Source organism: Cryobacterium zongtaii (assembly GCF_002909375.1).
Classification (GTDB): domain Bacteria; phylum Actinomycetota; class Actinomycetes; order Actinomycetales; family Microbacteriaceae; genus Cryobacterium; species Cryobacterium zongtaii.
The window spans coordinates 37562-61836 of record NZ_PPXD01000005.1 but is presented as its reverse complement, the minus strand read 5'-3'; the positions used below and the strand labels follow the sequence as shown (position 1 = coordinate 61836).

Below are 24275 nucleotides of genomic sequence, written 5' to 3'. Positions count from 1 at the left end.
GGGGCAACCGCCCCGGTTGGTAGATTGGCAGCATGACAACACGGGTGGCCATCGTCGGCGCAACGGGCAAGATGGGCCGCCTGGTCGGCGGCCTGGTCGAGAGTACGCCGGGGTACGACGTGGTCGCCCGGCTTGATTCCACCAGTGCCCTGTCCGAGATGCTCGGCGCGGATGTGGCGATCGACCTCACCGTTCCGGCGGTCAGCCAGGGCGTGGTCGACTTCGCCATCGACAACGGCATCCGGGTGCTTGTCGGCACCTCGGGCTGGTCCCAGCCCCGCATCGACGCGCTCGGCCACAAACTCAAGGGCCGCACGGATGTCGGCGCCGTGATCATCCCCAACTTCTCACTCGGCTCGGTGCTCGGCACGGCCTTCGCGGCCCTTGCCGCCCGATTCTTCGACTCCATCGAGATCGTCGAGGCGCACCAGGCCGGCAAGGTCGACTCCCCGTCGGGAACCGCCGTGCGCACCGCCGAGCTGATGGCCGCCGCCCGCGCCGGCCTCGGCCCGGTCTCCGCGCCGCATGTCGACCAGCGTGCCCGCGGCCAGCAGGTCGCCACGGTGCCGGTGCACAGCCTGCGCTTGGCCGGCGTGCTGGCCCGCCAGGACGTGATCTTCGGCGGCTCGGGGGAGACCCTCACGATCACGCACAACACGCTCTCCGCCGAGGCCTACGAGCGCGGCATCCTGGTGGCCCTGGCCGCCGCCCGCGACTGCGTCGGGGTGACCGTCGGACTCGACCAGCTGATCGACCTGGGGCTAACCGGTGACGTGCTCGAGCCCGCCGTGGCGTCTGCCGGGTCGCCGGACGAGCCGACTGCTGGGCCACCGCCGGGCCCCGAGGATGCCGAAATGGAGCCCGGCGAATGAAGGGCCGCATCGCCGTCGTCGTGATGGCACTCCTGCTCGTGTTCTACCTGGTGCTCGTCGGCTGGCGCGCGGTGCTCTTCGTGCAGAGCGGTGACCCTGTCGGCATCCTCATCGGCGTTGCGCTCATCGTGCTGCCGCTGATCGGCGCGTGGGCGCTGGTGCGCGAGATCAGCTTCGGCATCCGGTGCGAACGCCTGGTCAAGCAGCTCGACGCCGAGGGCGCCCTGCCGGTCAACGACCTACCGAGCCGCCCGAGCGGCCGGCCATACCGCGAGGCGGCGGACGCTCAGTTCCCGCAGTATCAAGAGGCCGTGGATGCCGCGCCGCAGGACTGGCGGGCCTGGTTCCGCCTCGGCCTGGCCTACGACGCGTCGGGCGACCGCCGCCGCGCCCGCTCGGCGCTTCGCACCGCGATGGCCCTGGAGAAGTCCGCGGCCTGAGCTCGGCGCGTGCGCCGTCATGCGGGTGCCGCGCCGTTATGCGGGTGCCTCGCCGTTATGCGGGTGGCATGCCACCCGCATAACGGCGCCTTACCCGCATACCTCGAGTCGCCCACCTCGCGCCCAGAGCGCGCCCGGCCTGCTCCGCGCCGCACCGGCCCGCTCAGCGCCCGGCCAGCCGGGGGCGCCCCGGGGTGAGGCCCAGGCGCGCCAGCCGCGCCGACAACCGCGGCACGCTCATCCCGGTGGCGTGGTCCCAGCGAACGAAGCCGAGCACCTGCAGCCGAATGGCATCCTCGCGGAGCTTCTCCTCGTACACCACCTCTGCCGGGGTGCGTCCGGCGAGCAGCACCGGATCGAAGTACTTCACCCGACCGTCGCTCTCGCCCACACCCCGCACGCCCCGCCAGAAGAAGTCTGAAAAGACGGTGCGGTCCTCGATCACGAACGGATGCTGCAACTCGGGTTCGGGAAGTCCGGCCAGCGCGATCGTCACCCGACTGCCCGATTCGTCGGGAGAGCCCGAGAGCGGCGTGGCAAAGTCGATCACCGTGCGCGCCCGCACCGAACCGCGGAACGGCAGCATCCGGTGCCAGGTTTCGAGCAGGGTCGCCCGGTTCGTGAGCGGCGGGATGCGACCGGTCCGATCCACCGCCAGAGCCCGATCGGCCGCGGCGACCGCCGACCGGAGGTCCACAATCGTCGCGAGCTCGATCACCGTGCGGGCTACCGAGGTGACCAGCACTCCGTCTTTCAGCTCCACATCGCGGGCGTCGAAGCCCACCGTGTGCTTGCGGATGCCCGGGTCCGAGCGGCCGCCGGCTGCACGCGGGCCCAGGAAGTGCACCTCATCGGGCCACGGTGCCTGCAGCGGTAGTTGCCACAGCACCGCGGCCGACTGGTGGGAGAGCGGCAACGCGCCTCGTCGGGCCAGCGCCGCCGCCCGCACTCTCAGTGCATACCGCTGGTCACGGTCGAGGCCGGCCCAGACGCCTGCTGGGCAGTACTGGCCCCAGCCGATGCGGTGCAGGTAACCGCGCTCGGCACCGCGACGCAGGCGAAGATCGGCGCCGAGGGCTCGCCGATAGTCGGCGGCCAGGAGCACCTCGGGTGGGAAGGACGGGTGTTCTCGACGATCGCTCATCCAGCGAGTGTCGGCGCCGGGTGCCGCGGCCACGGCGCTCGAACCGTGGTCGTTCACAACATCGGGCCGGCGCCCCTGTGGAGGATTGCCCAGCCATCGCGTCGGGCTGGCCCTTCGGATGCGTAGTGCGGGTCACGCGCCGTTATGCGGGTGGCGCGCCACCCGCATAACGGCGCCTACCCCGCATAACGAGATTCAGCCACCGCGAGCGACGAGCCCGGAACTCCTAGCGCAGCATCCAGGTGACGGCTTCGGCGGCCGTACGGTGGGTGAAACGGAACCCGTCGGCCTGCAGCTTCGCCGAGCTCACCCGCTGGTCGGCGAGCAACAGTTGCCTGGCTGCATCCTGCAGCGCCAGGGTCAGCACGAACTCGGGCACCGGAAGGAAGAACGGCCGGCGCAGCGCCGAGGCCACGGCCCGGATCACCTCGTTGGCCGTTGCCGGGGTGGGGCCGGTGAGGTTCACCGGGCCGCTCAGCTCTGAGGTGAGCAGGTGCACGATCGCCGCGGCTTCGTCGTGGAGGCTTACCCACGGCCAGATCTGGCTGCCACGGCCGAGCGGTCCGCCGAGGCCGAGCCGGACGATCGGCATCAGGGGCTTCAGCGCGCCGCCCTTGGCGAGCACCAGGCCGGTACGCAGCAGCACCACCCGGGTGCCCTCAGGGGCCAGCCGGGCCTCCGATTCCCACGTCGTGACGACGGTGGCGAGGAAGTCCGAGCCCGGTGCGGACTCCTCGGTGAGCTCCTCGCCGGGCCGGTTGCCGTAGATCCCCACGGCGGACGCGTTCAGCAGCACCGTCGGTGGCGTGCCGGCCCGGCGCATGGCGTCGGTGAGGGTACGAGCGGCCTGCACCCGCGATTCCATGATCTGGCGGCGGTAGGACTTGGTCCATGGCAACCGCCCGATCGACGCGCCGGACAGGTTGATCACCGCATCCACGCCGTCGAGCACGGTGGGATCCAGGGTCAGTGTCGCCGGGTCCCAGCGCACCTCCGACCTGGAGCGCGCGGGGCGTCGCACCAGACGCAGCACGGTGTGGCCGGCCGTTTCCAGCTGGCGGGTCAGTTCGGTGCCGATGAGCCCGGAGGCTCCGGAGATGAGTACGCGCACCGCTCAGGCCAGTTCGGCTTCGATGGTGATCGGGATGCCGGTCAACGCTTGCGAGATCGGGCAGTTCACCTTCGCGTCCTGCGCGAACGCCTCGAACTCCGCCTCGGTGACACCGGGAACGTTGGCGCTGACAAGCAGGTGGCTGCCGGTGACACCGGTGCCGGCCACGAACGTGACCGCCGCGGTGGTCTGGATGCTCGTGGGGGTGTGCCCGGCGTCGGCCAGGATCAGGGCCAGTGCCATCGAGAAGCAGGATGCGTGCGCCGCGCCCAGCAACTCCTCGGGGTTGGTCGTATTGGCGGTGCCCTCGGCCCGGGCCTTCCAGTTCACCGGGAACGACCCGCCGTGCGAGGAATCGAGCGTGACGGTTCCGGAACCCGTCGTCAGGTCTCCGGTCCATACGGTGGTTGCTTCGCTGGTCAGGGCCATGGTGATACCTCCTGGAAGTGGAGCACCAGCCTATCCGCCGGGCCTGAACCGTTCACAGGGAATCCTCGGACGACGGGCAGGTTCGCCAGACCCGCCGGTCAGGGCGCCGCCGGGCTGCGCCCGAGGACGCCGGCCCGCACCAGCAGGAGGTACAGCTGGCAGCCCAGGCAGTAGTCGAAGGCCGCGTTCAGGAAAGCCGCCACGAACGCGGCCGCCGCCGCGAGGGGCACGGCCACGAGCACTCCGGCCAGGCCGAGCAGCACCCCGGTCAGGGCGACCAGCAGGCCGACACCCTGGGCGAAGGTGGGCGGGGCCGGGTCTTCGAGTTCGGCCGGCGGGCCGAGCCGCGGGCGCACGAGGGCCTTGTAGAGCCACCCGTACGGATGCCGGGCGGCCCCGGCGATGGTGCCCCAGGCGAACACCGCGGTCTGCACGGCGAGCAGCGCCAGGGCGGCGTCGGAGGCTCCGACGAGCGCCAGGAAGATTACCGCCAGCAGCACGACGGCGGTGACGGCCGCGCCGAACCGGGGGCCGCGCGGGTCGATGCCCGTCCGCTTCCCGGCAGCGGCAGCGGCGGCGGCGGAAGCCGTCGCAGCGGATTCTGGCTGGGTCATCGGGACTCCTAAACGTTTCGGGCAAGGTCATCGAGGTGCGCGTGCAGGGCGGCCCGGTCCGGCACACCACCCACCCGGGCGCGCACCCGGCCGGCCCTGTCGAGCACCAGCGTGGTGGGCGTCTGCAGAACCTTGAACCGCCGGGCCAGGTCGGCGCGATGGGTGAGGTCCACCTCCACGTGCCGCACGCCGATGCGGGCATCCGCCACCTGGCCCAGCAGCACGCTCGTGCCGGGGCAGCGGGCGCAGAACTCGGTGGAGAACTGCAGCAGCGTCGCCTCGGCGCCGAAAACCCCCGGGGTGTCCGACACGGACAGGCCCAGCTGGGCGGCCGTGACGGCATCCACCGAGTCGGTCGAGCTCGTGAGCCGGCCCTGCCGACGGCGCCAGACCAGTCCCAGCGCGGTGGTCAACGCGACCAACAACACCAGAACGAGCAGGGCGGCGGCGGGGTTCATGCAGGCGAGGTTACGCCGCGGCGGGCCTCAGACCCCTCGTATGACGGCAGATGACGCGCGCGAGGGCAGGCGTGGAGGCGCGGGAGGGCGCGCTAGACGATAACCTGTAAAACGTGTCTACTCCTTACAACCCCTTCGGGCAGGTCCTCGTCGCCCTGGTGACACCTTTTACCGCTGACGGTGAGGTCGCCTGGGCCGACGTCGAGAAGCACATCGACGACGTCATCACCGCCGGGGCCGACGGCATCGTCGTCACCGGCACCACCGGCGAGACCTCCACCCTCACCGACCCCGAGAAGATCCGGCTCGTCGAGGTCGGCAAGGACGTTGCGGCCGGTCGCGCCAAGATCATCACCGGCGGCGGCTCGAACGAGACCGCCCACGCCATGCAACTCGCCAAGCAGAGCGAGAAGGCCGGCGCCGACGGCAACATGATCGTCACGCCGTACTACAACAAGCCCACCCAGGCCGGTGTTCTCACGCACTTCCGCATGATCGCGGATGCCACCGATCTGCCGGTGATCCTGTACGACATCCCGGGACGCACGGGCATCCCGATCACCTACGAGACCATCCTGCGCGCCGCGAAGCACCCGAACATCCTCGCCGTCAAGGACGCCAAGGGCGACCTGGCCCAGGTCAGCCGGGTGCTCAACCAGACCGACCTGCTCTACTTCTCCGGCGACGACCCCAACGTGCTGCCGCACCTGTCGATCGGCGCCACCGGCCTGATCGGCGTCACCGCGAACATCGCAGCCAAGCCGTACCGCCAGATGGTGGATGCCGTCAACGCGGGTGACCTCAAGGCGGCCACGCTCGCGCACCAGCAGCTTGAACCCCTCGTGCGCGCCGTGATGACCCACGTGCCGGGCACCGTCGCGGCCAAGTACATCCTGCACGGGCTGGGTCGCATCAGCAGCCCGCGCGTGCGCCTGCCCCTGGTCGGCCCGGAGGAATCCGAAGCCGCCATGATCGAAGACGAAATCGACCTCGTCCGGAACATCCCCGGCGTCGACTTCACCAACTTCCGCCCCGACCGCAACGCCGCCGCCGGCGGGGCGCTGCCCAAGGTCGCCGGAACCACACGCTAAAAGATAAACGCACCACGGATCAACAGCAGCACCAACTCCACCCACCACTAACTTCACGCACCACCAACTCCACAATAGGAGGGCTTATGCCCAACGACGTATACGCACCGCCCGCGCTCCCCAAGGGAACACTCCGCGTCACGCCCATCGGCGGACTCGGCGAAATCGGCCGGAACATGACCACCTTCGAGATCAACGGCAAAATCCTGATCGTCGACTGCGGCGTGCTGTTCCCCGAGGAGCACCAGCCCGGTGTCGACCTGATCCTGCCGGACTTCACCCCGATCAAGGACCGCCTGAAAGACATCGTCGGCGTCGTGCTCACCCACGGCCACGAAGACCACATCGGCGCGGTGCCGTACCTGCTCAAGCTGCGCCAGGACATCCCGCTGATCGGCTCCGGCCTGACGCTGGCGTTCATCGAGGCCAAGCTCAAGGAACACCGCATCACCCCTTACACCCTGCAGGTGAAGGAAGGCCAGAAGGAACGCCTCGGCCCGTTCAACCTCGAGTTCGTCGCGGTCAACCACTCGATCCCCGACGCCCTCGCCGTCGCCATCAAGACCGAGGGTGGCAGCGTGCTGCATACCGGTGACTTCAAGATGGACCAGCTGCCGCTGGACAACCGCATCACCGACCTCCGCGACTTCGCCCGCCTGGGCGAAGAGGGCATCGACCTGTTCCTGGTCGACTCCACCAACGCCGACGTTCCCGGCTTCACGCCGTCCGAGCGCGCCATCGGCCCGGTCCTGGAAGACGTCATCGCCCGCGCCCCGCGCCGGGTGGTCATCGCCAGCTTCTCCAGCCACGTGCACCGGGTGCAGCAGGTGCTCGACGCCGCTCACGCCAACGGCCGCCGCGTGGCCCTGCTGGGCCGCTCGATGGTGCGCAACATGACCATCGCCGCCGACCTCGGCTACCTCAAGGTGCCCGACGGTGTGCTCATCGACTTCAAGAAGGCCGGGAACATCCCGGACAACAAGATCGTCTACATGTCCACCGGTTCGCAGGGCGAGCCGATGGCGGTGCTCAGCCGCATCGTCAACAAGGAACACCAGATCGAGGTCGGCCCCGGCGACACCGTCATCCTGGCCTCCAGCCTGATCCCGGGCAACGAGAACGCGGTCTACCGCATCATCGACGGCCTGACCAAGCTCGGCGCGAACGTCGTGCACAAGGGCAACGCCAAGGTGCACGTCTCCGGACACGCCGCCGCCGGCGAGCTGCTCTACGTCTACAACGTGCTCCGCCCGAAGAACGTGCTGCCCGTGCACGGCGAATACCGCCACCTGGTGGCCAACGCCAAGCTCGCCGTGCAGAGCGGGGTGCCCGTCGAACGGGCCATCCTCGCCGAGGACGGCACCGTTCTCGACCTGCGCGACGGAAACGTCACGAAGGTCGGCCAGCTCGACCTCGGCTACGTCTACGTCGACGGTTCCACCGTCGGTGAGATCACCGAAGCCGACCTCACCGACCGGCGCACCCTGTCCGAGGAAGGCTTCATCTCGATCATCGTCGTGGTGGACAAGTCCACCGGCAAGGTCATCGTCGGCCCGGAGATCCACGCCAAGGGCTTCGCTGAAGACGATTCGGTCTTCGACTCCGTCCGGCCCAAGATCGAGGCCGCCCTGGCCGAGGCCGCGCAGAACGGCACCCACGACACCTACGCGCTCACGCAGGTCGTGCGCCGCACCGTCGGCCGCTGGGTACAGGCGTCGTTCCGCCGCCGCCCGATGATCGTTCCGATGATCATCGAGGCGTAACCGCCCGCTGCACAGCACCACTGTCAACCCCCGGCCGCCCTCGGCGCCGGGGGTTGACGCGTTCTTGGGTACCCCGCACACCGGGGGTCATCCTTCAGGAGGATTTTGCCCGAAAGCCGCCTCGAAGGGCCGGAACTGCCCCTAGGCTCGTGCCAGTCGACACCGTCAGGTGCGATGCGAGCATGGGGGAAATCAGTGAATGTGATGCGCAAATGGGTCTTTCCGATCCTCCGATTGCTCGTCGTCGCGGCCATCGCGGTGGCCCTGGTGAAGCTGGCATTCTTTGCCGACGCCGCGGAGGCCCAGGACCCGGCCCAGCCGACCGGCCAGGTCGTGGAACCGCAGATCCCGGTTGCCCTGGGCACGATCACCAACGATGTGACGCTGCCCGGAACCGTGTCGGCGGATGCCGCAGTGCCCGTCAAGGCCGTCGCGGCCGGCACCGTCGACGAGATCTTCTTCGCCGCCGGAGCGACCGTCGCCGCCGGCGACAAGATCTACGACATCAAGGTCGAAACCGTGCGCGACCCCGTTGAGACGACGGACCCCGCCACCGGGACGATCGCCATCACCCAGCCCAAGCCGGCGGTCACCTTCGAGAAGGTCTTCGCCCCCGCCGACGGCGTGCTCAGCGCCCTCACCGTCATCCACGGCCAGTCCGTCGCCATCGGCGACACCACCGGCCAGGTCGCGCCGCCCAGCTACTCGGTGAGCGGATCGCTCAGCCCCGAGCAGCAATACCGTCTCGTCACGCAGCCCACCGAGGCGTCCATCGCCATCACCAACGGTCCGGCCCCGTTCACCTGCACGGGCCTGCGCATCACCACCCCGCTGGCCGGGGCGGATGCCGGCGGCTCCGGCGGCGGCACCGATCCGGCGTCGGGTACCGGCACGGGCGCCGGCGGGGCGGGCGGCACCACCGTCAGCTGCGCCATCCCGGCCGAGGTCACGGTCTTCCCCGGCCTCGCCGCCCAGATCACCATCGCCGGCGGCAAGGCCGAGAACGTGCTCGTCGTGCCCACCACGGCTGTGAAGGGCTCTGCCGAAACCGGGGTCGTCTGGTTCGTGCTGCCCGACGGCACAACCGAGGAACGCCCGGTGACACTCGGGATGAACGACGGCACCTCGGTGCAGATCGTCGAGGGGCTGGCCGAGGGCGACCTGATCAACCAGTTCGTACCCGGCGCCACCGCCGTGAGCGGCTGCAGCACCGCCCCGGACGGCAGCGAAGTCTGCCCCGAGCCCGGAATGACCCTCCATTGACGCTCCTGCACCTGGCCGGCGTCACCCGCACCGTCCAGCTCGTCGACGCCCCACCGCTGACGATCCTCTCCGGCGTCGACCTCGACGTGGAGGTGGGCGACAGGGTCTCCATCGTGGGCCGCAGCGGCTCCGGCAAGTCCACCCTGCTCAATCTGCTCGGCCTGCTCGACAACCCCACGTCGGGTGACCTCGAGTTCGACGGTCGACCGGTGAAATCGTTCTCCTCGGGGGAGCGCGACAGGGTGCGCGGCCGCGACGTGGGCTTCATCTTCCAGCAATTCAACCTGCTCCAGGGCCGCACGGCGCTCGAGAACGTGATGACCCCGCTGCTCTACGCGCAGGGCAAACAATTCTGGCAGCGGGCCCGCATCGCCACGGCGATGCTGGAACGGGTCGGCCTCGGCCACCGGCTGGGCGCGATGCCCGACAAGCTCTCCGGCGGTGAACAGCAGCGGGTGGCCATCGCCCGCTCGCTCGTGCGCGGTCCGCGGTTGATCCTGGCCGATGAACCCACCGGCGCCCTGGACCTCGAGACCGGGGCGGATGTGATGGCGCTACTCGACGAGGTCGCCACCGGCTCCGGCGCGGCCCTGATCACCATCACCCACGACCCCGCCATCGCGGCGCTGGCCAGCCGGCATCTGCGCCTGGACCACGGTGTGCTCACCGTGGTCGGGGGCCCGGTGGCCCCGGTCGTACGCGACGACGAGTTGGCGACGGTGCCGGCATGAACCGGCTGCTCAGCAACGTTGTCGGCTCCTTCGTGGAGGCCTGGCAGGAACTGCGCATCCACAAGACCCGTGTGATGCTCTCCCTCATCGGCGTGGCCGTCGCGGTCTGCGCCATCACCACCGTCGTCGGCCTCGGCGCGGTGGCCCAGCAGTCCATCGTGGAACAGAACGAACGCAGCGGCGGCCGCAGCGCCACCCTCTCGCTCTACGCCGGATCGAACGACGGCACCGCCATCGACCCAGATGTCATGCAGGAGTTCTGGGACACCTCGCTCGAGCGCTACAGCATCGACTACGCCAGCCGGGTGCTCTACACCACCCAGACCGTGCAGTTCACGGATGGCGCGGTGCCCGTGCAGGCGATCGGCGTCGACCAGCCGTACGGCACCATGCACCGCGTGACGCTCACCGAGGGGGAGTGGTTCAGCGTTGACGACGCCGAGCGCCTCGCACCGGCGGTGTTGGTCAACCAGATCTTCTGGGACCGACTCGGCCGGCCCGACCTGGCCACGCACCCCACCACCACGCTGCTGGGCGCCACCCCGACCACCGCGGTGATCACCGGGGTCTACCCGGTAAGCGTCTGGGAGACCGAGCCGGCCATGTACCTGCTCATGGACACCATCACCGCTCTCACTCCCGCCGACCAGCTCGCGGCCAGCGGCAGCACCCCCAATTACGAACTGTGGGTGCCGCCGGAAATCAGCGAAGACCTGATCGTTGCGCTGCAGCGGGATGCCCAAGGGGCGCTCGGCGCCGGAACGAACGTGTCGGTGAGCCGACAGGACTACGCCGCCTACAACGAGGACCCGTTCGCGTCGATCAAGCTGCTCGTCGGGGGAGTGGCCGGCCTGGTGCTGCTGCTCGGCGCGCTGGGTCTGGTGAACATCGCCCTGGTCACGCTCAAGCAGCGCATCCGGGAGATCGGGGTGCGGCGCAGCTTCGGCGCCACCGCCGGCCGGGTGTTCTTCTCGGTGATGATGGAGAGCATCGTGGCGACCCTGGTGGCCGGCGTGGTGGGGGTGATCGGAGCCGTGCTCATCGTCACCAATCCCATGCTGCAGGAGTTCATCAGCCAGGGCATGGTCACCGATTTCCCGCCGTTCCCCGTGGAAGCCGCCATCCTCGGCCTGGTCTGCGCCACCGTCGTGGGCGCCCTCGCGGGCCTGCTGCCCGCGCTGGTGGCGGTGCGCGTCAAGGTCATCGACGCCATCCGCTATTGACCATTCGCGAAAGCGGCCGCGTGGTCACCACGGCCCTCTCGAAGCAGCCATACAGCCGCTTTCGCGAGCCGAGGGACCTTCCACGACCGGGTAATTGGGCGTGGGCTCACACCGATGTCGGCCGTCGGCGGTACCGTGGAACACATGGCTACGAGCACTAAGTCGACCGGGCGTGCCCGCAGCACACCTGCGCGCGGCACCGGAACGACCGCGCGCACCAAAGCCGGCAGCACCGCGACCCAGAAGACCGTCAAATTCGCCCCGACCGAGCCCAAGCCGGCCATCGCCGTGCGCATGTGGATGGGTCTGGCCCACGTCGCCGGCGGCGCCGCCCGCGCGCTCGGCCCCGAGCAGCTCTCCAAAGAGGAGCGCCGCGACGGCCTGCCCTTCTTCCTCGTGCTGCTGGCCGTCGCCGGCGCCGTGATCGAGTGGTTCCTGATCAACGACCCGGTGGCCCAGACCCTGGATGCTTGGACCTTCGGCGCCCTCTTCGGCCGGCTGGCCTTCGCCCTGCCGGTGATCCTGCTGCTCTTCGCCATCTGGCTGTTCCGCAATCCGAGCTCCGTGCACGACAACGGCCGCATCGGTATCGGCCTCTCGCTGCTCCTGGTCACGGTCTCCGGCCTCTGCCACATCTTCGGCGGGCAGCCCACACCCACCCAGGGCGTGGAGGTGCTCGCCCTGTCCGGCGGTGTCCTCGGCTGGATGATCGCGGCTCCGCTGATCTTCCTGATCACCACCGTCGGCGCGGCCATCGTCGTGATCCTGCTGCTGATCCTCAGCCTCTTCATCATCACCAAGACCCCGCCGAACAAGATCGGCGAACGCAGCCGTGAGCTCTACGCCTGGCTCTTCGGCACCCCGCTGCCGGCCCCAGAGGAGCGCGCGGCCGCCAAGGAGATCCGCCAGGAGCGCATCCAGGCCCTCAAGACCAAGCAGATCGAACTCGACGGCCTCGACCCGGCCCACGACGACGACACCGACGAGGGCGCCCTGCCCTGGTGGCGACGCAACACCAGCAAACGCGAAGAAGACCCCGACTTCTCCAGCGCCATGTCGTCGGAGTCCGACGAGGCCCGGCCTCCCGCTGCCGACCCGCTCAGCACGCTGCTCAACGGCGGGGCGGATGCCGCCAAGGGCGGCTTCGAGACGGCGCTCGAGTCTCCCCAAGCCCACGTTCCCCCGGTTCACACCGACCACTACGGCACCGAGGTGCTCGAAGACCTGCTCAAGGCCGAGGAAGCCATCAAACGCTTCACCGGCGAAGTCGCCGCGGTGCCGCACGCGACGGGACTGCAGGCCGACGACCCGGTCGGCCTCACCGAGGTATTGCCGGGACTGGACGACCTCGACGAGGCCGCCTCGGCGGTGGACCGGTCCGCGACCGAGCTGGGCTTCGGCGAGCAGCCGAACCTGCCCTACGTGCTGCCGTCGTCCACGACCCTCATCGCCGGTCCGCCGGCCAAGGCGCGCTCCGCCGCCAACGACGAGATCGTCAAGTCCATCACCGAGGTGCTCAGCCAGTTCTCGGTGGATGCGAGGGTCACCGGTTTCTCCCGCGGCCCGACCGTCACCCAGTACGAGATCGAACTCGGCCCCGGCGTCAAGGTCGAGCGGGTCACCGCGCTGAGCAAGAACCTGTCCTACGCCGTCGCCTCCAACGAGGTGCGCATCCTCTCGCCGATCCCCGGCAAGAGCGCCATCGGCATCGAGATCCCCAACACCGACCGCGAGATCGTCACCCTCGGCGACGTACTGCGCTCCGGCACGGCCACCAACAGCACCCATCCGATGACCATCGGTGTCGGCAAGGACGTCGGCGGCGGCTTCGTCATCGCCAACCTCGCCAAGATGCCCCACCTGCTCGTGGCCGGATCCACCGGCTCGGGTAAGTCCAGCTTCGTGAACTCGATGATCACCAGCCTGTTGATGCGGGCCAAGCCCAGCGACGTGCGCATGGTCCTCATCGACCCCAAGCGCGTCGAACTCGCCGCATACGCCGGCGTACCGCACCTGATCACTCCCATCATCACGAACCCCAAGAAAGCCGCCGAAGCGCTGCAGTGGGTCGTGAAGGAGATGGACATGCGTTACGACGACCTGGCCAGCTTCGGGTTCCGGCACATCGATGACTTCAACAAGGCCGTCGTCAACAACGAGATCGTGCTGCCGGCCGGCAGCGCCCGCAAACTCAAGCCATACCCCTACCTGCTCGTGGTGGTGGACGAGCTGGCCGACCTGATGATGGTCGCCCCGCGCGACGTCGAAGATTCCATCGTGCGCATCACCCAGCTCGCCAGGGCCTCCGGCATCCACCTGGTGCTGGCTACCCAGCGGCCCAGCGTCGACGTGGTCACCGGCCTGATCAAGGCCAACGTGCCCTCCAGACTGGCCTTCGCCGTCACCAGCGTCACCGACTCCAGGGTCATCCTCGACCAGCCCGGCGCCGACAAGCTGATCGGGCAGGGCGACGCCCTGTTCTTGCCGATGGGTGCTTCCAAGGCCCTGCGGGTGCAGGGCGCCTGGGTGAACGAGGCCGAGATCGAACGGGTCGTCAAGCACGTCACCCAGCAGGCCCGGCCGGACTACCGGCCCGACGTCTCCGCCGAGGCGCCGCGCAAGGAGATCGACTCCGACATCGGTGACGACCTCAAGGTGCTGCTCGCCGCCGCCGAACTGGTGGTGTCCACCCAGTTCGGGTCCACCTCGATGCTGCAGCGTAAGCTGCGGGTGGGCTTCGCCAAGGCGGGCCGCCTGATGGACCTGCTCGAATCCCGCGAGATCGTCGGCCCGTCCGAAGGTTCCAAGGCCCGCGACGTGCTCGTCACCGCCGAACAGCTGCCCAGCGTCCTGGCCAAGCTGCGCGGCTCCGACGCCGAGCACCACGCCGCCACTGCCCGATCGCAGTTCGAAGAGTCCCAGCGGTCGCAGGCGCACGAGCAGGCCACCCCCGACCCGCGCTACGCCGACGACCCGGTGGCGAAGATGAGCGAAGGGTACGCTGAGGAAGACGGCGACTCGGACGAAGACGCCTGGCAACTCACCGACAGGGAATGACCCCATGGCTACACCGACACCTGCGGCCCCGCCGTCCAATTGGAACCTGCCGAACATCATCACCATCGTGCGCATCCTGCTGGCACCGGTGTTCTTCTGGATGCTGCTGGCCGACAACGGCGCCGACGAGGCCCTCCGCTGGTGGGCCGCCGTGCTCTTCATCGTGGCCATCGCCACCGACGGCGTCGACGGGGCCATCGCTCGCCGGTACAACCTGGTCACCGACCTCGGCAAACTGCTCGACCCGATCGCCGACAAGATCCTCACCGGCGCCGCGCTGATCGGCCTGTCCATTCTCGCCGAGCTGCCCTGGTGGGTCACCCTGGTCATCCTGGTGCGCGAGATCGGCATCACCGTCTTCAGGTTCGCCATGCTGCGCGACAGGGTCATCCCGGCGTCCCGCGGCGGCAAGCTCAAGACCATCGCGCAGTCCGTGGCGATCTCGCTGGCCCTGCTGCCGCTCTGGCTGGTCTTCGGCGACTGGATCCACTGGGTCAACACCATCGCCATGACCATCGCACTGGTGCTCACCGTGTACACCGGCGTCGAATACCTCGTCGCCGCGCGCCGGGAGAACAAGCAGGCCAAGCCGACCAGCAATGCCTGACCCGTCCGGTGCTGAACCGACGTCGGGCCCGGATGCCGCGGCCGCCCTCGTCGCCGCCCTCACCGCCAGGCACCTCACCATCGCCGTAGCCGAATCCCTGACCGGCGGACTGCTCGTGGCCGAGCTCGTGCGCATCCCCGGCGCATCCGTCGTCGTGGCCGGGGGAGTCGTGGCGTACCAGACCCCGCTCAAGCACACCCTGCTTGGCGTGGACGCCCTGCTGCTGGCCGAGCACGGTGCCGTGCACCCCGAGGTCGCCAGACAGATGGCCACCGGTGTGCGCACCGCGCTGGCGATCGACGGGCGCCCGGCCGACATCGGCATCTCGACCACCGGGGTCGCCGGCCCCGACGAACAAGACGGCCAGAGCGTCGGCACGGTCTACCTGGGAGTGTCTTTCGGGGATAAGGTGCGGGCCATAGCGATTAGTCTCACCGGAGACCGGGCAGCGATCCGGATGCAAACCGTTGCGCACGCGATCGAAGCTGTGTGTCAGCTGATTGAATCCACAAAGCTTCAGATCGCGGAATAGTTCCTGTTACCGGTGGGTTACAGAACACATATTCACAAGTAAAGTCCAGTCATCCTCGGTAATCTGAGGTGTCGGATGGATAGAGTACTGTTGGCCATCCGCCACACAAAACTGACCGGTTGAGTGGGCCCCAGCAGACTAGACAGCACGAAGAAGGAGGTTCCGATGATTCTTGTTCGTCAGGAAATCGGCGATGTGCTCAGGGACTTCCGCCTGCAGAAGGGTCGCACCCTGCGTCAGGTTGCGAGCAAGGCAAGTGTGGCCCTCGGCTACCTGTCTGAAGTTGAACGCGGTCAGAAGGAAGCGTCTTCCGAGATTCTTGCTTCGGTCGCAGACGCGCTGGACACACCGATCTCGGTGATCATGCGCGAGGTCGGCGATCGGCTGGCCGTCATCGAGGGAATCGATCGTTTCCCCGACACCGTACCCGACGAGCTGGTTGCCAAGTTCGACGCCAGCATGATGATGCGCTAATCGGTCTTCTCCACGTTTCGCACCGAGTGCGCGTCAACCGAGTGAGCATCAACCGAGTGAGTACCGCATGCGATTGAGTGAGTTCCGCCAGGCCCTGAAAGACGAATTCGGCGAGAGCTATGGCAGGGTGCTCACCCGGGATCTGGTGCTGGGTCCGCTCGGACGGACCGCCGACCAGGCCCTCGCGGGCGGAGTTCCCGCCCGCGACGTCTGGTTGGCCCTTTGCGCCGAAACGGATGTTCCGCCGGCCCGCCGCCACGGCGCCGGGCTTCCTCCGGCCCGCAGCTGATCCGGTCACGCCGGCAGCACCCAGACAGCAGCGAACCATGAGCCACCACCGGCCCGGCCCTCCAGCCGGGCCGTTCCTCGTTTCGCGAGAAGATTCCGACACACCACGCCAGCGTCGAATGTCTGTTCGGTTCTTGGTAGGCTCCTCCACAGTAGAAGTCGAAGACGGATTGTTCACCGTCGCGGTGCCTGCCGGCCAGTGTCGGTGGTGCTGCGTACAGTCGGATTCGTCAACGACAACCGCGCACTTGCCTTGTCGAGGGCGGTCACCGGGATCCTCCCGCTGGTCGAAACGACAGCCTATAGGCGCCACGCGCACGACCCAAAGGAGCACACCATGGCATCAGCAGCAGACCGCGAGAAGGCACTCGACACCGCCCTCGCCCAGATTGACCGCCAGTTCGGCAAGGGCTCGGTCATGCGTCTCGGCAGCGACGATCGCGCGCCCGTCGAGGTCATCTCCACTGGGTCGATCGCCCTGGACGTCGCGCTCGGCATAGGTGGCCTGCCCCGGGGTCGCATCGTGGAGATCTACGGCCCGGAGTCCTCGGGTAAGACCACCCTCACCCTGCACGCCATCGCCAACGCCCAGAAGAACGGCGGCATTGCCGCGTTCATCGACGCCGAGCACGCCCTCGACCCCGACTACGCGAAGAAGCTCGGTGTCGACATCGACGCCCTCCTCGTCTCCCAGCCCGACACGGGTGAGCAAGCGCTGGAAATCGCCGACATGCTCGTGCGAAGCGGCTCCATCGACCTCATCGTCGTCGACTCCGTCGCAGCCCTGGTTCCGCGCGCCGAGATCGAGGGCGAGATGGGTGACTCCCACGTGGGCCTGCAGGCCCGCCTGATGTCGCAGGCGCTGCGCAAGCTCAACGGTGGTCTGAGCCAGACCAACACCACCATGATCTTCATCAACCAGCTGCGCGAGAAGATCGGCGTGATGTTCGGCAGCCCGGAGACCACCTCCGGCGGAAAGGCGCTCAAGTTCTACGCGTCTGTGCGTCTGGACATCCGTCGAATCGAGACTCTCAAGGACGGAACAGAGGCCGTCGGTAACCGCACCAGGGTCAAGGTCGTCAAGAACAAGATGGCACCGCCCTTCAAGCAGGCCGAATTCGACATCATCTACGGCATCGGCATCTCCCGCGAGGGCAGCCTGATCGACTTCGGTGTCGACCAGGGCATCGTCAAGAAGTCCGGCGCCTGGTACACCTACGACGGCGACCAGCTCGGCCAGGGCAAGGAGAACTCCCGCAAGTTCCTGCTGCGCAACCCGGACATGGCCAACGAGATCGAAACCAAGATCCTCAACAAGCTCGGTGTGGGCGCGGAGGGCAAGGCGGCCAAGAAGGCCGCAGACGACGCCGCCACCGCCGCAGCGGCCGCCGCGGCAACGGGTGCCGCCACGGGCACGGATGGCGCCAAGGTTCCGTCCATCGCGGCCAAGGCCGCCGCACGCAAGGGCGCCTAGCCGCCATGGTTCACTTCGAACCCTCCCGAGGCAAGACCGACGCCGGCTCCTCGGCCGGCCGGGAGGGCCTCGCCCCGGTGACATACCTGCCCGGGGCGAGCCCGGCCGATCAGGCCGATGACGCCGAGGACGAGGCGGCCGAGGAACGCGAGCACGCGGAGAAGCTACTGCTGCAGCGCCTGCGCGGCCGGTCTCTGTCGATCGTCGAGGCCCAGAAGCTGCTGCGGTCCACCGAGATCGACGAGGAGTCCGTGCAGGACATCCTCGAACGCTTCACCGAGCTGCACTACCTCGACGAGGAGAAGCTCGCCGACCAGATCATGCACAGCCACCACGAACGCAAGGGCCTGGGCCGCAGCGGCGTCGGCGCCGAAATGCGCCAGCGCGGGCTCGACGCCGAACTGATCGCCGAGAAGCTTGAGGAGATGCCGGACGACGAAGCCGAACGGGCCACCGAACTGGCGCTCAAGCGGGTGCAGCAGCTGGACAGGTTCGACGATGCCACCATCGATCGTCGGCTCACCGGCTTCCTGATGCGCAAGGGATACGCCTCCTCCGTGGTGCGCGACGCCGTCAAGGCCGCTCTCGCGTCCCGGCGGGGTTCCGGCCGCACCTCCACGGTGCGGTTCCGCTGAGGTCTGTTCACGACGGCACGCGTAAGCTGGGGGAACTATGAGCAGCGTCACCGCACCACCCCTCGCCACCCCGTCATCCCTCGACCCGTCGCCGCACAGCGCGACCGTGATCGCGCCGTCCTCGGCGGCGAGGGATGACGAGGGCCGGGCGCGCACCTATGAGGTGCGCACCTTCGGCTGCCAGATGAACGTGCACGACTCCGAGCGGCTCAGCGGCTCCCTCGAGGCGGCCGGCTACGTGTCGGCGGCGGGCGCCGAGGCCGACATCGTGGTGATCAACACCTGCGCGGTGCGGGAGAACGCCGACAACAAGCTCTACGGCAACCTCGGCTACCTCGCCTCGGTCAAGCGCAAGCACGCGGGCATGCAGATCGCCGTCGGCGGTTGCCTGGCGCAGAAGGACAAGGCCACCATCCTGGCCAAGGCGCCGTGGGTGGACGTGGTGTTCGGCACCCACAACATGGGGTCCCTTCCGAGCCTGCTCGAACGCGCCAGGCACAACGGTGAGGCCCAGCTGGAGATCCTCGAATCCCTGGAAACCTTCCCGTCCACCCTGCCGACCAAGCGCGACTCGAGCTACAGCGGCTGGGTCTCGATCTCGGTCGGCTGCAACAACACCTGCACCTTCTGCATCGTGCCCGCCCTCCGCGGCAAGGAGAAGGATCGCCGCCCCGGCGAGATCCTCGCCGAGATCCAGGCGCTCGTCGACGACGGCGCCATCGAGGTGACCCTGCTCGGCCAGAACGTCAACTCCTACGGGGTGGAGTTCGGTGACAGGTTGGCGTTCGGCAAGCTGCTGCGCGCCGCCGGCCAGATCCCGGGACTCGAACGCATCCGCTTCACCAGCCCGCACCCTGCCGCCTTCACCGATGACGTCATCGACGCCATGGCGGACACCCCGGCCGTGATGCCGCAGCTGCACATGCCGCTGCAGTCCGGCTCCGACCGGGTGCTCAAAGCCATGCGCCGGTCCTACCGGTCCACCAAGTTCCTCGGCATCCTCGAGCGCGTACGCGCGCAGATGCCCGACGCGGCGATCAGCACCGACATCATCGTCGGCTTCCCCGGCGAGACCGAGGAGGACTTCCTCGAGACCATGCGGGTCGTCGAAGAGTCCAGGTTCGCCACGGCGTTCACCTTCCAGTACTCCATCCGGCCGGGCACCCCCGCAGCCACCATGGCCGACCAGGTGCCCAAGGCCGTCGTGCAGGACCGCTACGAACGGCTCATCGCCCTGCAGGAACGGATCTCCTGGGAGGAGAACCGCGCCATCATCGGCCGTGAGGTCGAACTGCTCGTCGCCAACGGTGAGGGCCGCAAAGACGCCGACACCCACCGGCTCAGCGGACGGGCCCCCGACAGCCGGCTCGTGCACTTCGACGTGCCCGCCGGCTCCGACCTGCCCCGGCCCGGCGACATGGTCACCGTGACCGTCACCCAGGCCGCACCGTTCCACCTCATCGCCGACTCCCTCGACGGCACGCCGCTCCGTATCCGCCGCACTATCGCCGGCGACGCCTGGGACCGGGAGCAGGCCGAGTCCTGCGGTGTGCCCGCCCCGGCGGCGTCCACCGGCGGCGCGGTCTCGTTGGGTCTGCCGACCCTGCGGGTGGGCGGGCCCAGCCTGACCCTGCACGGTGGCGCCACGACGATCCCGATCTACCCGGTCGACGACGCGGAGCGTTAGGACCCGGTGCTCGTTGTCATCGTCGGGCCGACCGGTACCGGGAAATCCGAGCTGTCCCTGGACGTCGCCGAACGGCTGATCACGGCCGGACAGCCGGCCGAGATCGTGAACGCCGACGCCATGCAGCTCTACCGGGGCATGGACATCGGCACCGCCAAGCTCGCCCCCGCCGAGCGCCGCGGGGTGCCGCACCACCTGCTCGACGTGCTCGACGTGGCCGACGAGGCCACCGTCGCCCGCTTTCAGGTGGAGGCACGCGCCGCCATCACCGGCATCATCGACCGCGGCGCCGTGCCCATCCTCGTGGGCGGGTCCGGGCTCTACGTGTCCTCCGTCGTCTACGACTTCCAGTTCCCCGGCACCGACCCGGTGCTCCGCGCCCGACTCGAGGCCGAGCTCGTGGAGCAGGGCCCCGGCCTGATGTACGACCGGCTCAAGGCCGTCGACCCCGGCTCCGCGGCCCGCATCGGCGCCAGCAACGGCCGCCGGCTCGTGCGCGCCCTCGAGGTCGTCGAACTCACCGGCGCCCCGCACACCGCGGTGCTGCCCGGCGACCCGGTCTACTGGATGCCCGCCGTGACGCTCGGGCTGCGCCTGCCCCGCGAGGTGCTCACCCCGCGCCTGGACGCCCGAGTGGACCGCATGTGGACGGCCGGACTCGTCGAGGAGGTGCGCGCCCTCATCCCCGCCGGCCTGGAAGGCGGCGTCACGGCCAGCCGGGCCATCGGCTACGCCCAGGCCCTCGGCCAGGTGCACGGCACAATGTCGCAGACGGATGCCGTCGAAGCGACCCAGCAGCTGACCCGGCGATACGCCCGCCGTCAGGTGAGCTGGTTCAAACGTGACCCGCACACGCACTGGATCGACGCCGACGACGCGGACCGGGTCGACCAGGCCGTCAGCCACCTGCCCTGACGCCGAATACCGTAGCCCGAGTCCCTAAACTGAACACATGGGCATCGATCTCCACTTCACCAAGGGCCACGGCACCGGCAACGACTTCGTGCTGTTCGCCGACCCCGACGGCCGACTCGACCTCACCCCGGAGCAGATCCAGGGCATCTGCGACCGCCAGTTCGGCGTCGGCGCCGACGGCATCATCCGCGCGGTGCGTTCGGCCAACCTCGATGCGGGTGCCGCGGCCCTCGCCGAAGACGACGGCGCCGAGTGGTTCATGGACTACTGGAACGCCGACGGAACGGTGTCGGAGATGTGCGGCAACGGCATCCGGGTGTACACCCGATTCCTCCTCGAACAGGGCCTCGTCGACCTCGGCCCCGGCGACACCCTGGCCATCGGCACCCGCAGCGGCGTGCGCGACGTGCAGCAGAACGCCACCGGGTTCCAGGTGGACCTCGGCCGGTGGCGGCTGGAACCGGGGGAGACCCTGGTGCGTGCCAAGAACCTCGCCGTTGCCCGCCCGGGGCTGGGCATCAACGTGGGCAACCCGCACGTGGTGGTGGCCCTCGCCGACGAAAACGAGCTCGAGAGCGCCGACCTGACCTTCATTCCGCAGCTGGACCCCGAGCCCGCCGAGGGCGCCAACGTGGAGTTCGTGCTGCCGCATGACCCGCTCGTCGTCGACGGCGTCGGCCGCATCCGTATGCGCGTGCACGAACGCGGTAGCGGCGAGACCCTCTCCTGCGGCACCGGTGCCGTCGCGGCGGCCCTGGCCACCCGGCACTGGGCCGGCCAGGGCGCGCCGAACCAGTGGCGTGTCGAGGTCCCCGGCGGCGTTCTGGGCGTGCGGATGTTCCCCACCGAAGACGGCGAGCACGTCTCCCTGTCCGGCCCCGCCACCCTGGTCTTCGACGGCACCCTCGCCCTCGCCTAACCCTGCCGCGAACCGTGACTTGGGGCCCCTGGGTTGTGGGGCCTATCTCACAGTTCGCGGGGGAGCGTCAGGCGGGTTTGTGCGCCTGCAGGATGCGGAAGCCCTTGTCGGTGGCGTAGCGGGAAACCTCGAGGGCGCCGGGTTGCCCGGCGAACTCCTCGGCGAGCCAGCGGTGCAACGAATCGGAGCCGAGGTTGCGCTGCACGACGAGCCAGGCATCCGAGCCGGGCTTCAGACGCGGCAGCCAGTGCTCGAGCATCGTGTGCAGCTCGGCCTTGCCCACCCGGATCGGCGGGTTCGACCAGATGCCGGCGAACACGACGGAATCGGGAACATCCGCCGGCAGGACCGCGTTGATGTTGGTGAGCCCCAGGCTGGCGGCGTTCATCCGCACCAACTCGAGGGCTCTCTCGTTGACGTCGACGGCCCACACCGTGGCCGTGGGATCGGCCAGCGCCAGATGCAGGCTGATCGGTCCCCAGCCACAACCGAGGTCCAGCACATCCCCGCCGCCGGAGGGCAGCGGAGCCTCACGCATCAGCACCTTGGTACCGGTGTCGATGTGCTCGGGGGAGAAAATCGCGTTCGCGGTGGTGACCGCACGGATTTGACCGGCGATCTTCACGGTGATCTGCCGCAATTTCAGGTCGCTGCCCGGAGTCGACGAGAAATAGTGTTCGGAAGCCATACAGCGAACTTATCGAAAAAAGAGGAACTAGAGTTAAAGCGATGACTGATATAAACGCTCCACACGATGGCGATGACGATGTAGTTGCGCGCGTGCTGGCCAGCGCCGAGAGCCGGTCCTCCGGCTACTCGCTGTTCGCGAGCGGATCGGCGCAGGCCCTCTCGGCACGCCCGGCCAACGGCGGTTTCGACGGCGGCGACCACGACGGCGAACAGACCGAACGTGAAGACCGCAACGCCCTGCGCCGCGTCGGTGGGCTCTCCACCGAACTGCAGGACGTCACCGAGGTTGAATACCGCCAGCTGCGCCTGGAAAACGTCGTCCTGATCGGCGTCTACTCCGCCCGTAGCCTGCTCGACGCCGAGAACTCCATGCGCGAGCTCGCCGCCCTGGCCGAAACCGCCGGCGCCACGGTGCTGGACGGTCTGCTGCAGCGCCGCGCCACCCCGGACCCCAGCACCTACCTCGGCAAGGGCAAGGCCCTCGAGCTCGCGTCCATCGTGGCGGCGCTCGGCGCCGACACCGTGATCGCCGACACCGAACTCGCGCCCAGCCAGCGGCGAGCCCTGGAAGACGTGGTCAAAGTGAAGGTCATCGACCGCACCGCCGTGATCCTGGACATCTTCAGCCAGCACGCCAAGAGCAGGGAGGGTAAGGCGCAGGTCGAACTCGCCCAGCTCGCCTACCTGCTGCCCCGACTGCGCGGCTGGGGTGACTCGATGTCCCGCCAGGCCGGTGGCCAGGTCGGTGGCGCCGGTGCCGGTATGGGCTCGCGTGGACCCGGTGAGACGAAGATCGAACTCGACCGGCGCCGCATCCACACCCGGATGTCGCGGCTGCGCAAGCAGATGCTGGAGATGAAGCCCGCCCGCGAGGCCAAGCGCGCCAACCGCAAGCGCAACGCGGTGCCGTCGGTCGCGATCGTCGGGTACACCAACGCCGGCAAGTCCAGCCTGCTCAACCGCATCACCAAGGCCGGCGTGCTCGTGGAGAACTCCCTCTTCGCCACCCTGGACGCCACGGTGCGGAAGTCCACCACGGACGACGGTCGGCTGTACACCTTCACCGACACCGTCGGTTTTGTGCGCAACCTGCCCCACCAGCTGGTGGAGGCGTTCCGCTCCACCCTCGAGGAGGTCGCGGACTCCGATGTCATCATCCACGTCGTCGACGCGTCCCACCCCGACCCGGCCAGCCAGCTGGCCACGGTGCGCGAGGTCATCGGCGAGGTCGGTGCCAGTGACATCCCCGAGCTGGTGCTGTTCAACAAGAGCGACCTGGTCAGCGACGACGACCGGCTCGTGCTGCGGGGCCTCGCCCCCCAGGCGATCTTCGTGTCGGCGCGCAGCGGCGAGGGCATCGACGAGGTGCTGCGGGTTCTCGAGACCATGCTTCCCCGTCCGGAAATCCGCCTGGAACTGCTGATCCCCTACGACCGCGGTGACCTCATCCCGATCCTGCACGAGCAGGGCAAGGTTCTGGCGTTGGACTACTCCGAGACCGGCACCCAGGTCACGGCACTTGTGTCGCCCGGTATCGAGGCCCAGTTCACCCCGTTCGTGGTGGCACCGGCCATCTCCGGCTGACCCCGATCCGCCCGAAGGCGGCACCCGCTCCTGAGCCAGGAACGGGTGCCGCCTTCGGCCGTTAACGCCCCCGATCGGCCGCGAACGTAACAATCGGCCACGCAGCAGCGCGCCCGAAGGTGCGTTGTTAGAGTCATCACATTCGTTGCCGGCGGGATACTCTGCCCGGCATGGAGCGACAGCCGAGCCCGGCACCCGCCCGCGAGCAGCCGCCCGGTATCCGTGGCGGTCCGCGGCCGCCAGGCCCTTCGAACTGAACCCACCATGCCGAATG

At 68.8% G+C, this 24275-nt stretch carries 24 protein-coding genes; 18 read left to right on the top strand and 6 right to left on the bottom strand.

Annotation, left to right across the window (positions count from 1 at the left end; genetic code table 11):
* Nucleotides 1-32: 32 nt before the first annotated feature.
* Both dapB and C3B61_RS02550 read left to right on the top strand, forming a co-directional pair.
* Nucleotides 33-872, top strand: a complete 840-nt coding sequence (gene dapB, locus C3B61_RS02555; protein WP_103459439.1) for a 4-hydroxy-tetrahydrodipicolinate reductase — start codon at nucleotides 33-35, stop codon at nucleotides 870-872.
* Complete coding sequence (locus C3B61_RS02550) at nucleotides 869-1312, top strand: tetratricopeptide repeat protein (protein ID WP_088455710.1); 444 nt, start codon at nucleotides 869-871, stop codon at nucleotides 1310-1312. Before dapB ends, C3B61_RS02550 begins: the two co-directional genes overlap by 4 nt.
* Nucleotides 1313-1475: 163 nt before the next feature.
* Here the strand turns inward: C3B61_RS02550 and C3B61_RS02545 are convergent, their stop codons facing one another.
* The 5 genes from C3B61_RS02545 to C3B61_RS02525 form a co-directional block, all read right to left on the bottom strand.
* Nucleotides 1476-2456: a hypothetical protein gene (locus C3B61_RS02545; protein WP_133160213.1), complete on the bottom strand. Its 981-nt coding sequence runs from the start codon at nucleotides 2454-2456 to the stop codon at nucleotides 1476-1478.
* Between the two features lie 226 nt (nucleotides 2457-2682).
* Nucleotides 2683-3567 carry a TIGR01777 family oxidoreductase gene (locus C3B61_RS02540; protein WP_103459437.1) on the bottom strand — a complete coding sequence of 295 codons (885 nt, stop codon included), beginning with the start codon at nucleotides 3565-3567 and terminating at the stop codon, nucleotides 2683-2685.
* A gap of 3 nt (nucleotides 3568-3570) precedes the next feature.
* Complete coding sequence (locus tag C3B61_RS02535; protein WP_088455713.1) at nucleotides 3571-3996, bottom strand: OsmC family peroxiredoxin; 426 nt, start codon at nucleotides 3994-3996, stop codon at nucleotides 3571-3573.
* Between the two features lie 98 nt (nucleotides 3997-4094).
* Complete coding sequence (locus tag C3B61_RS02530) at nucleotides 4095-4610, bottom strand: DUF4395 domain-containing protein (protein WP_103459436.1); 516 nt, start codon at nucleotides 4608-4610, stop codon at nucleotides 4095-4097.
* Nucleotides 4611-4618: 8 nt separating this feature from the next.
* Complete coding sequence (locus tag C3B61_RS02525; protein ID WP_103459435.1) at nucleotides 4619-5068, bottom strand: TlpA family protein disulfide reductase; 450 nt, start codon at nucleotides 5066-5068, stop codon at nucleotides 4619-4621.
* A gap of 113 nt (nucleotides 5069-5181) precedes the next feature.
* On the opposite strand from C3B61_RS02525, the gene dapA reads away from it, so the two are divergent.
* From dapA to dapF, 15 genes are all read left to right on the top strand, one after another.
* Nucleotides 5182-6159 carry a 4-hydroxy-tetrahydrodipicolinate synthase gene (gene dapA / locus C3B61_RS02520; RefSeq protein WP_088455716.1) on the top strand — a complete coding sequence of 326 codons (978 nt, stop codon included), beginning with the start codon at nucleotides 5182-5184 and terminating at the stop codon, nucleotides 6157-6159.
* An 86-nt stretch (nucleotides 6160-6245) separates the two neighbouring features.
* Complete coding sequence (locus C3B61_RS02515; protein WP_088455717.1) at nucleotides 6246-7922, top strand: ribonuclease J; 1677 nt, start codon at nucleotides 6246-6248, stop codon at nucleotides 7920-7922.
* Nucleotides 7923-8126: 204 nt separating this feature from the next.
* Nucleotides 8127-9185: a permuted SH3 domain-containing protein gene (locus tag C3B61_RS02510; protein ID WP_208858763.1), complete on the top strand. Its 1059-nt coding sequence runs from the start codon at nucleotides 8127-8129 to the stop codon at nucleotides 9183-9185.
* A complete protein-coding gene (locus C3B61_RS02505; RefSeq protein ID WP_103459434.1) occupies nucleotides 9182-9916 on the top strand; it encodes an ABC transporter ATP-binding protein in 735 nt (244 codons plus the stop codon). The genes C3B61_RS02510 and C3B61_RS02505 overlap by 4 nt, the downstream gene beginning before the upstream one ends.
* Nucleotides 9913-11139 carry an ABC transporter permease gene (locus tag C3B61_RS02500; RefSeq protein ID WP_103459433.1) on the top strand — a complete coding sequence of 409 codons (1227 nt, stop codon included), beginning with the start codon at nucleotides 9913-9915 and terminating at the stop codon, nucleotides 11137-11139. The genes C3B61_RS02505 and C3B61_RS02500 overlap by 4 nt, the downstream gene beginning before the upstream one ends.
* 144 nt (nucleotides 11140-11283) lie before the next feature.
* Nucleotides 11284-14196, top strand: coding sequence for an FtsK/SpoIIIE family DNA translocase (locus C3B61_RS02495; RefSeq protein WP_103459641.1), 2913 nt, complete (start codon nucleotides 11284-11286; stop codon nucleotides 14194-14196).
* A 4-nt stretch (nucleotides 14197-14200) separates the two neighbouring features.
* Complete coding sequence (pgsA, locus tag C3B61_RS02490; protein ID WP_088455720.1) at nucleotides 14201-14803, top strand: CDP-diacylglycerol--glycerol-3-phosphate 3-phosphatidyltransferase; 603 nt, start codon at nucleotides 14201-14203, stop codon at nucleotides 14801-14803.
* Nucleotides 14796-15335, top strand: a complete 540-nt coding sequence (locus C3B61_RS02485; RefSeq protein WP_103459432.1) for a CinA family protein — start codon at nucleotides 14796-14798, stop codon at nucleotides 15333-15335. The genes pgsA and C3B61_RS02485 overlap by 8 nt, the downstream gene beginning before the upstream one ends.
* A gap of 165 nt (nucleotides 15336-15500) precedes the next feature.
* Nucleotides 15501-15809, top strand: a complete 309-nt coding sequence (locus C3B61_RS02480) for a helix-turn-helix domain-containing protein (protein WP_088455722.1) — start codon at nucleotides 15501-15503, stop codon at nucleotides 15807-15809.
* A 67-nt stretch (nucleotides 15810-15876) separates the two neighbouring features.
* Nucleotides 15877-16098 (top strand): DUF3046 domain-containing protein, encoded by a 222-nt coding sequence (locus C3B61_RS02475; RefSeq protein WP_088455723.1) that lies wholly within the window; start codon nucleotides 15877-15879, stop codon nucleotides 16096-16098.
* A gap of 336 nt (nucleotides 16099-16434) precedes the next feature.
* Nucleotides 16435-17571 (top strand): recombinase RecA, encoded by a 1137-nt coding sequence (gene recA / locus C3B61_RS02470; RefSeq protein ID WP_103459431.1) that lies wholly within the window; start codon nucleotides 16435-16437, stop codon nucleotides 17569-17571.
* 5 nt (nucleotides 17572-17576) lie between these two features.
* The gene (locus C3B61_RS02465; RefSeq protein ID WP_088455725.1) at nucleotides 17577-18206 is read left to right on the top strand and encodes a regulatory protein RecX; all 630 of its coding nucleotides are present in this window, start codon (nucleotides 17577-17579) and stop codon (nucleotides 18204-18206) included.
* Nucleotides 18207-18243: 37 nt separating this feature from the next.
* On the top strand, nucleotides 18244-19893 hold the full coding sequence (gene miaB, locus C3B61_RS02460) for a tRNA (N6-isopentenyl adenosine(37)-C2)-methylthiotransferase MiaB (protein ID WP_088455726.1): 1650 nt from the start codon (nucleotides 18244-18246) through the stop codon (nucleotides 19891-19893).
* A gap of 6 nt (nucleotides 19894-19899) precedes the next feature.
* Nucleotides 19900-20808 (top strand): tRNA (adenosine(37)-N6)-dimethylallyltransferase MiaA, encoded by a 909-nt coding sequence (gene miaA / locus C3B61_RS02455; RefSeq protein WP_103459430.1) that lies wholly within the window; start codon nucleotides 19900-19902, stop codon nucleotides 20806-20808.
* A gap of 37 nt (nucleotides 20809-20845) precedes the next feature.
* A complete protein-coding gene (gene dapF / locus C3B61_RS02450) occupies nucleotides 20846-21727 on the top strand; it encodes a diaminopimelate epimerase (RefSeq protein WP_088455728.1) in 882 nt (293 codons plus the stop codon).
* A gap of 67 nt (nucleotides 21728-21794) precedes the next feature.
* Here dapF and C3B61_RS02445 read toward each other — a convergent pair whose 3' ends face one another.
* A complete protein-coding gene (locus C3B61_RS02445; RefSeq protein WP_103459429.1) occupies nucleotides 21795-22415 on the bottom strand; it encodes a class I SAM-dependent methyltransferase in 621 nt (206 codons plus the stop codon).
* 41 nt (nucleotides 22416-22456) lie between these two features.
* Here C3B61_RS02445 and hflX point away from each other — a divergent pair, with 41 nt between their 5' ends.
* Nucleotides 22457-24001 (top strand): GTPase HflX, encoded by a 1545-nt coding sequence (gene hflX, locus C3B61_RS02440; RefSeq protein WP_088455730.1) that lies wholly within the window; start codon nucleotides 22457-22459, stop codon nucleotides 23999-24001.
* Nucleotides 24002-24275 lie beyond the last annotated feature (274 nt).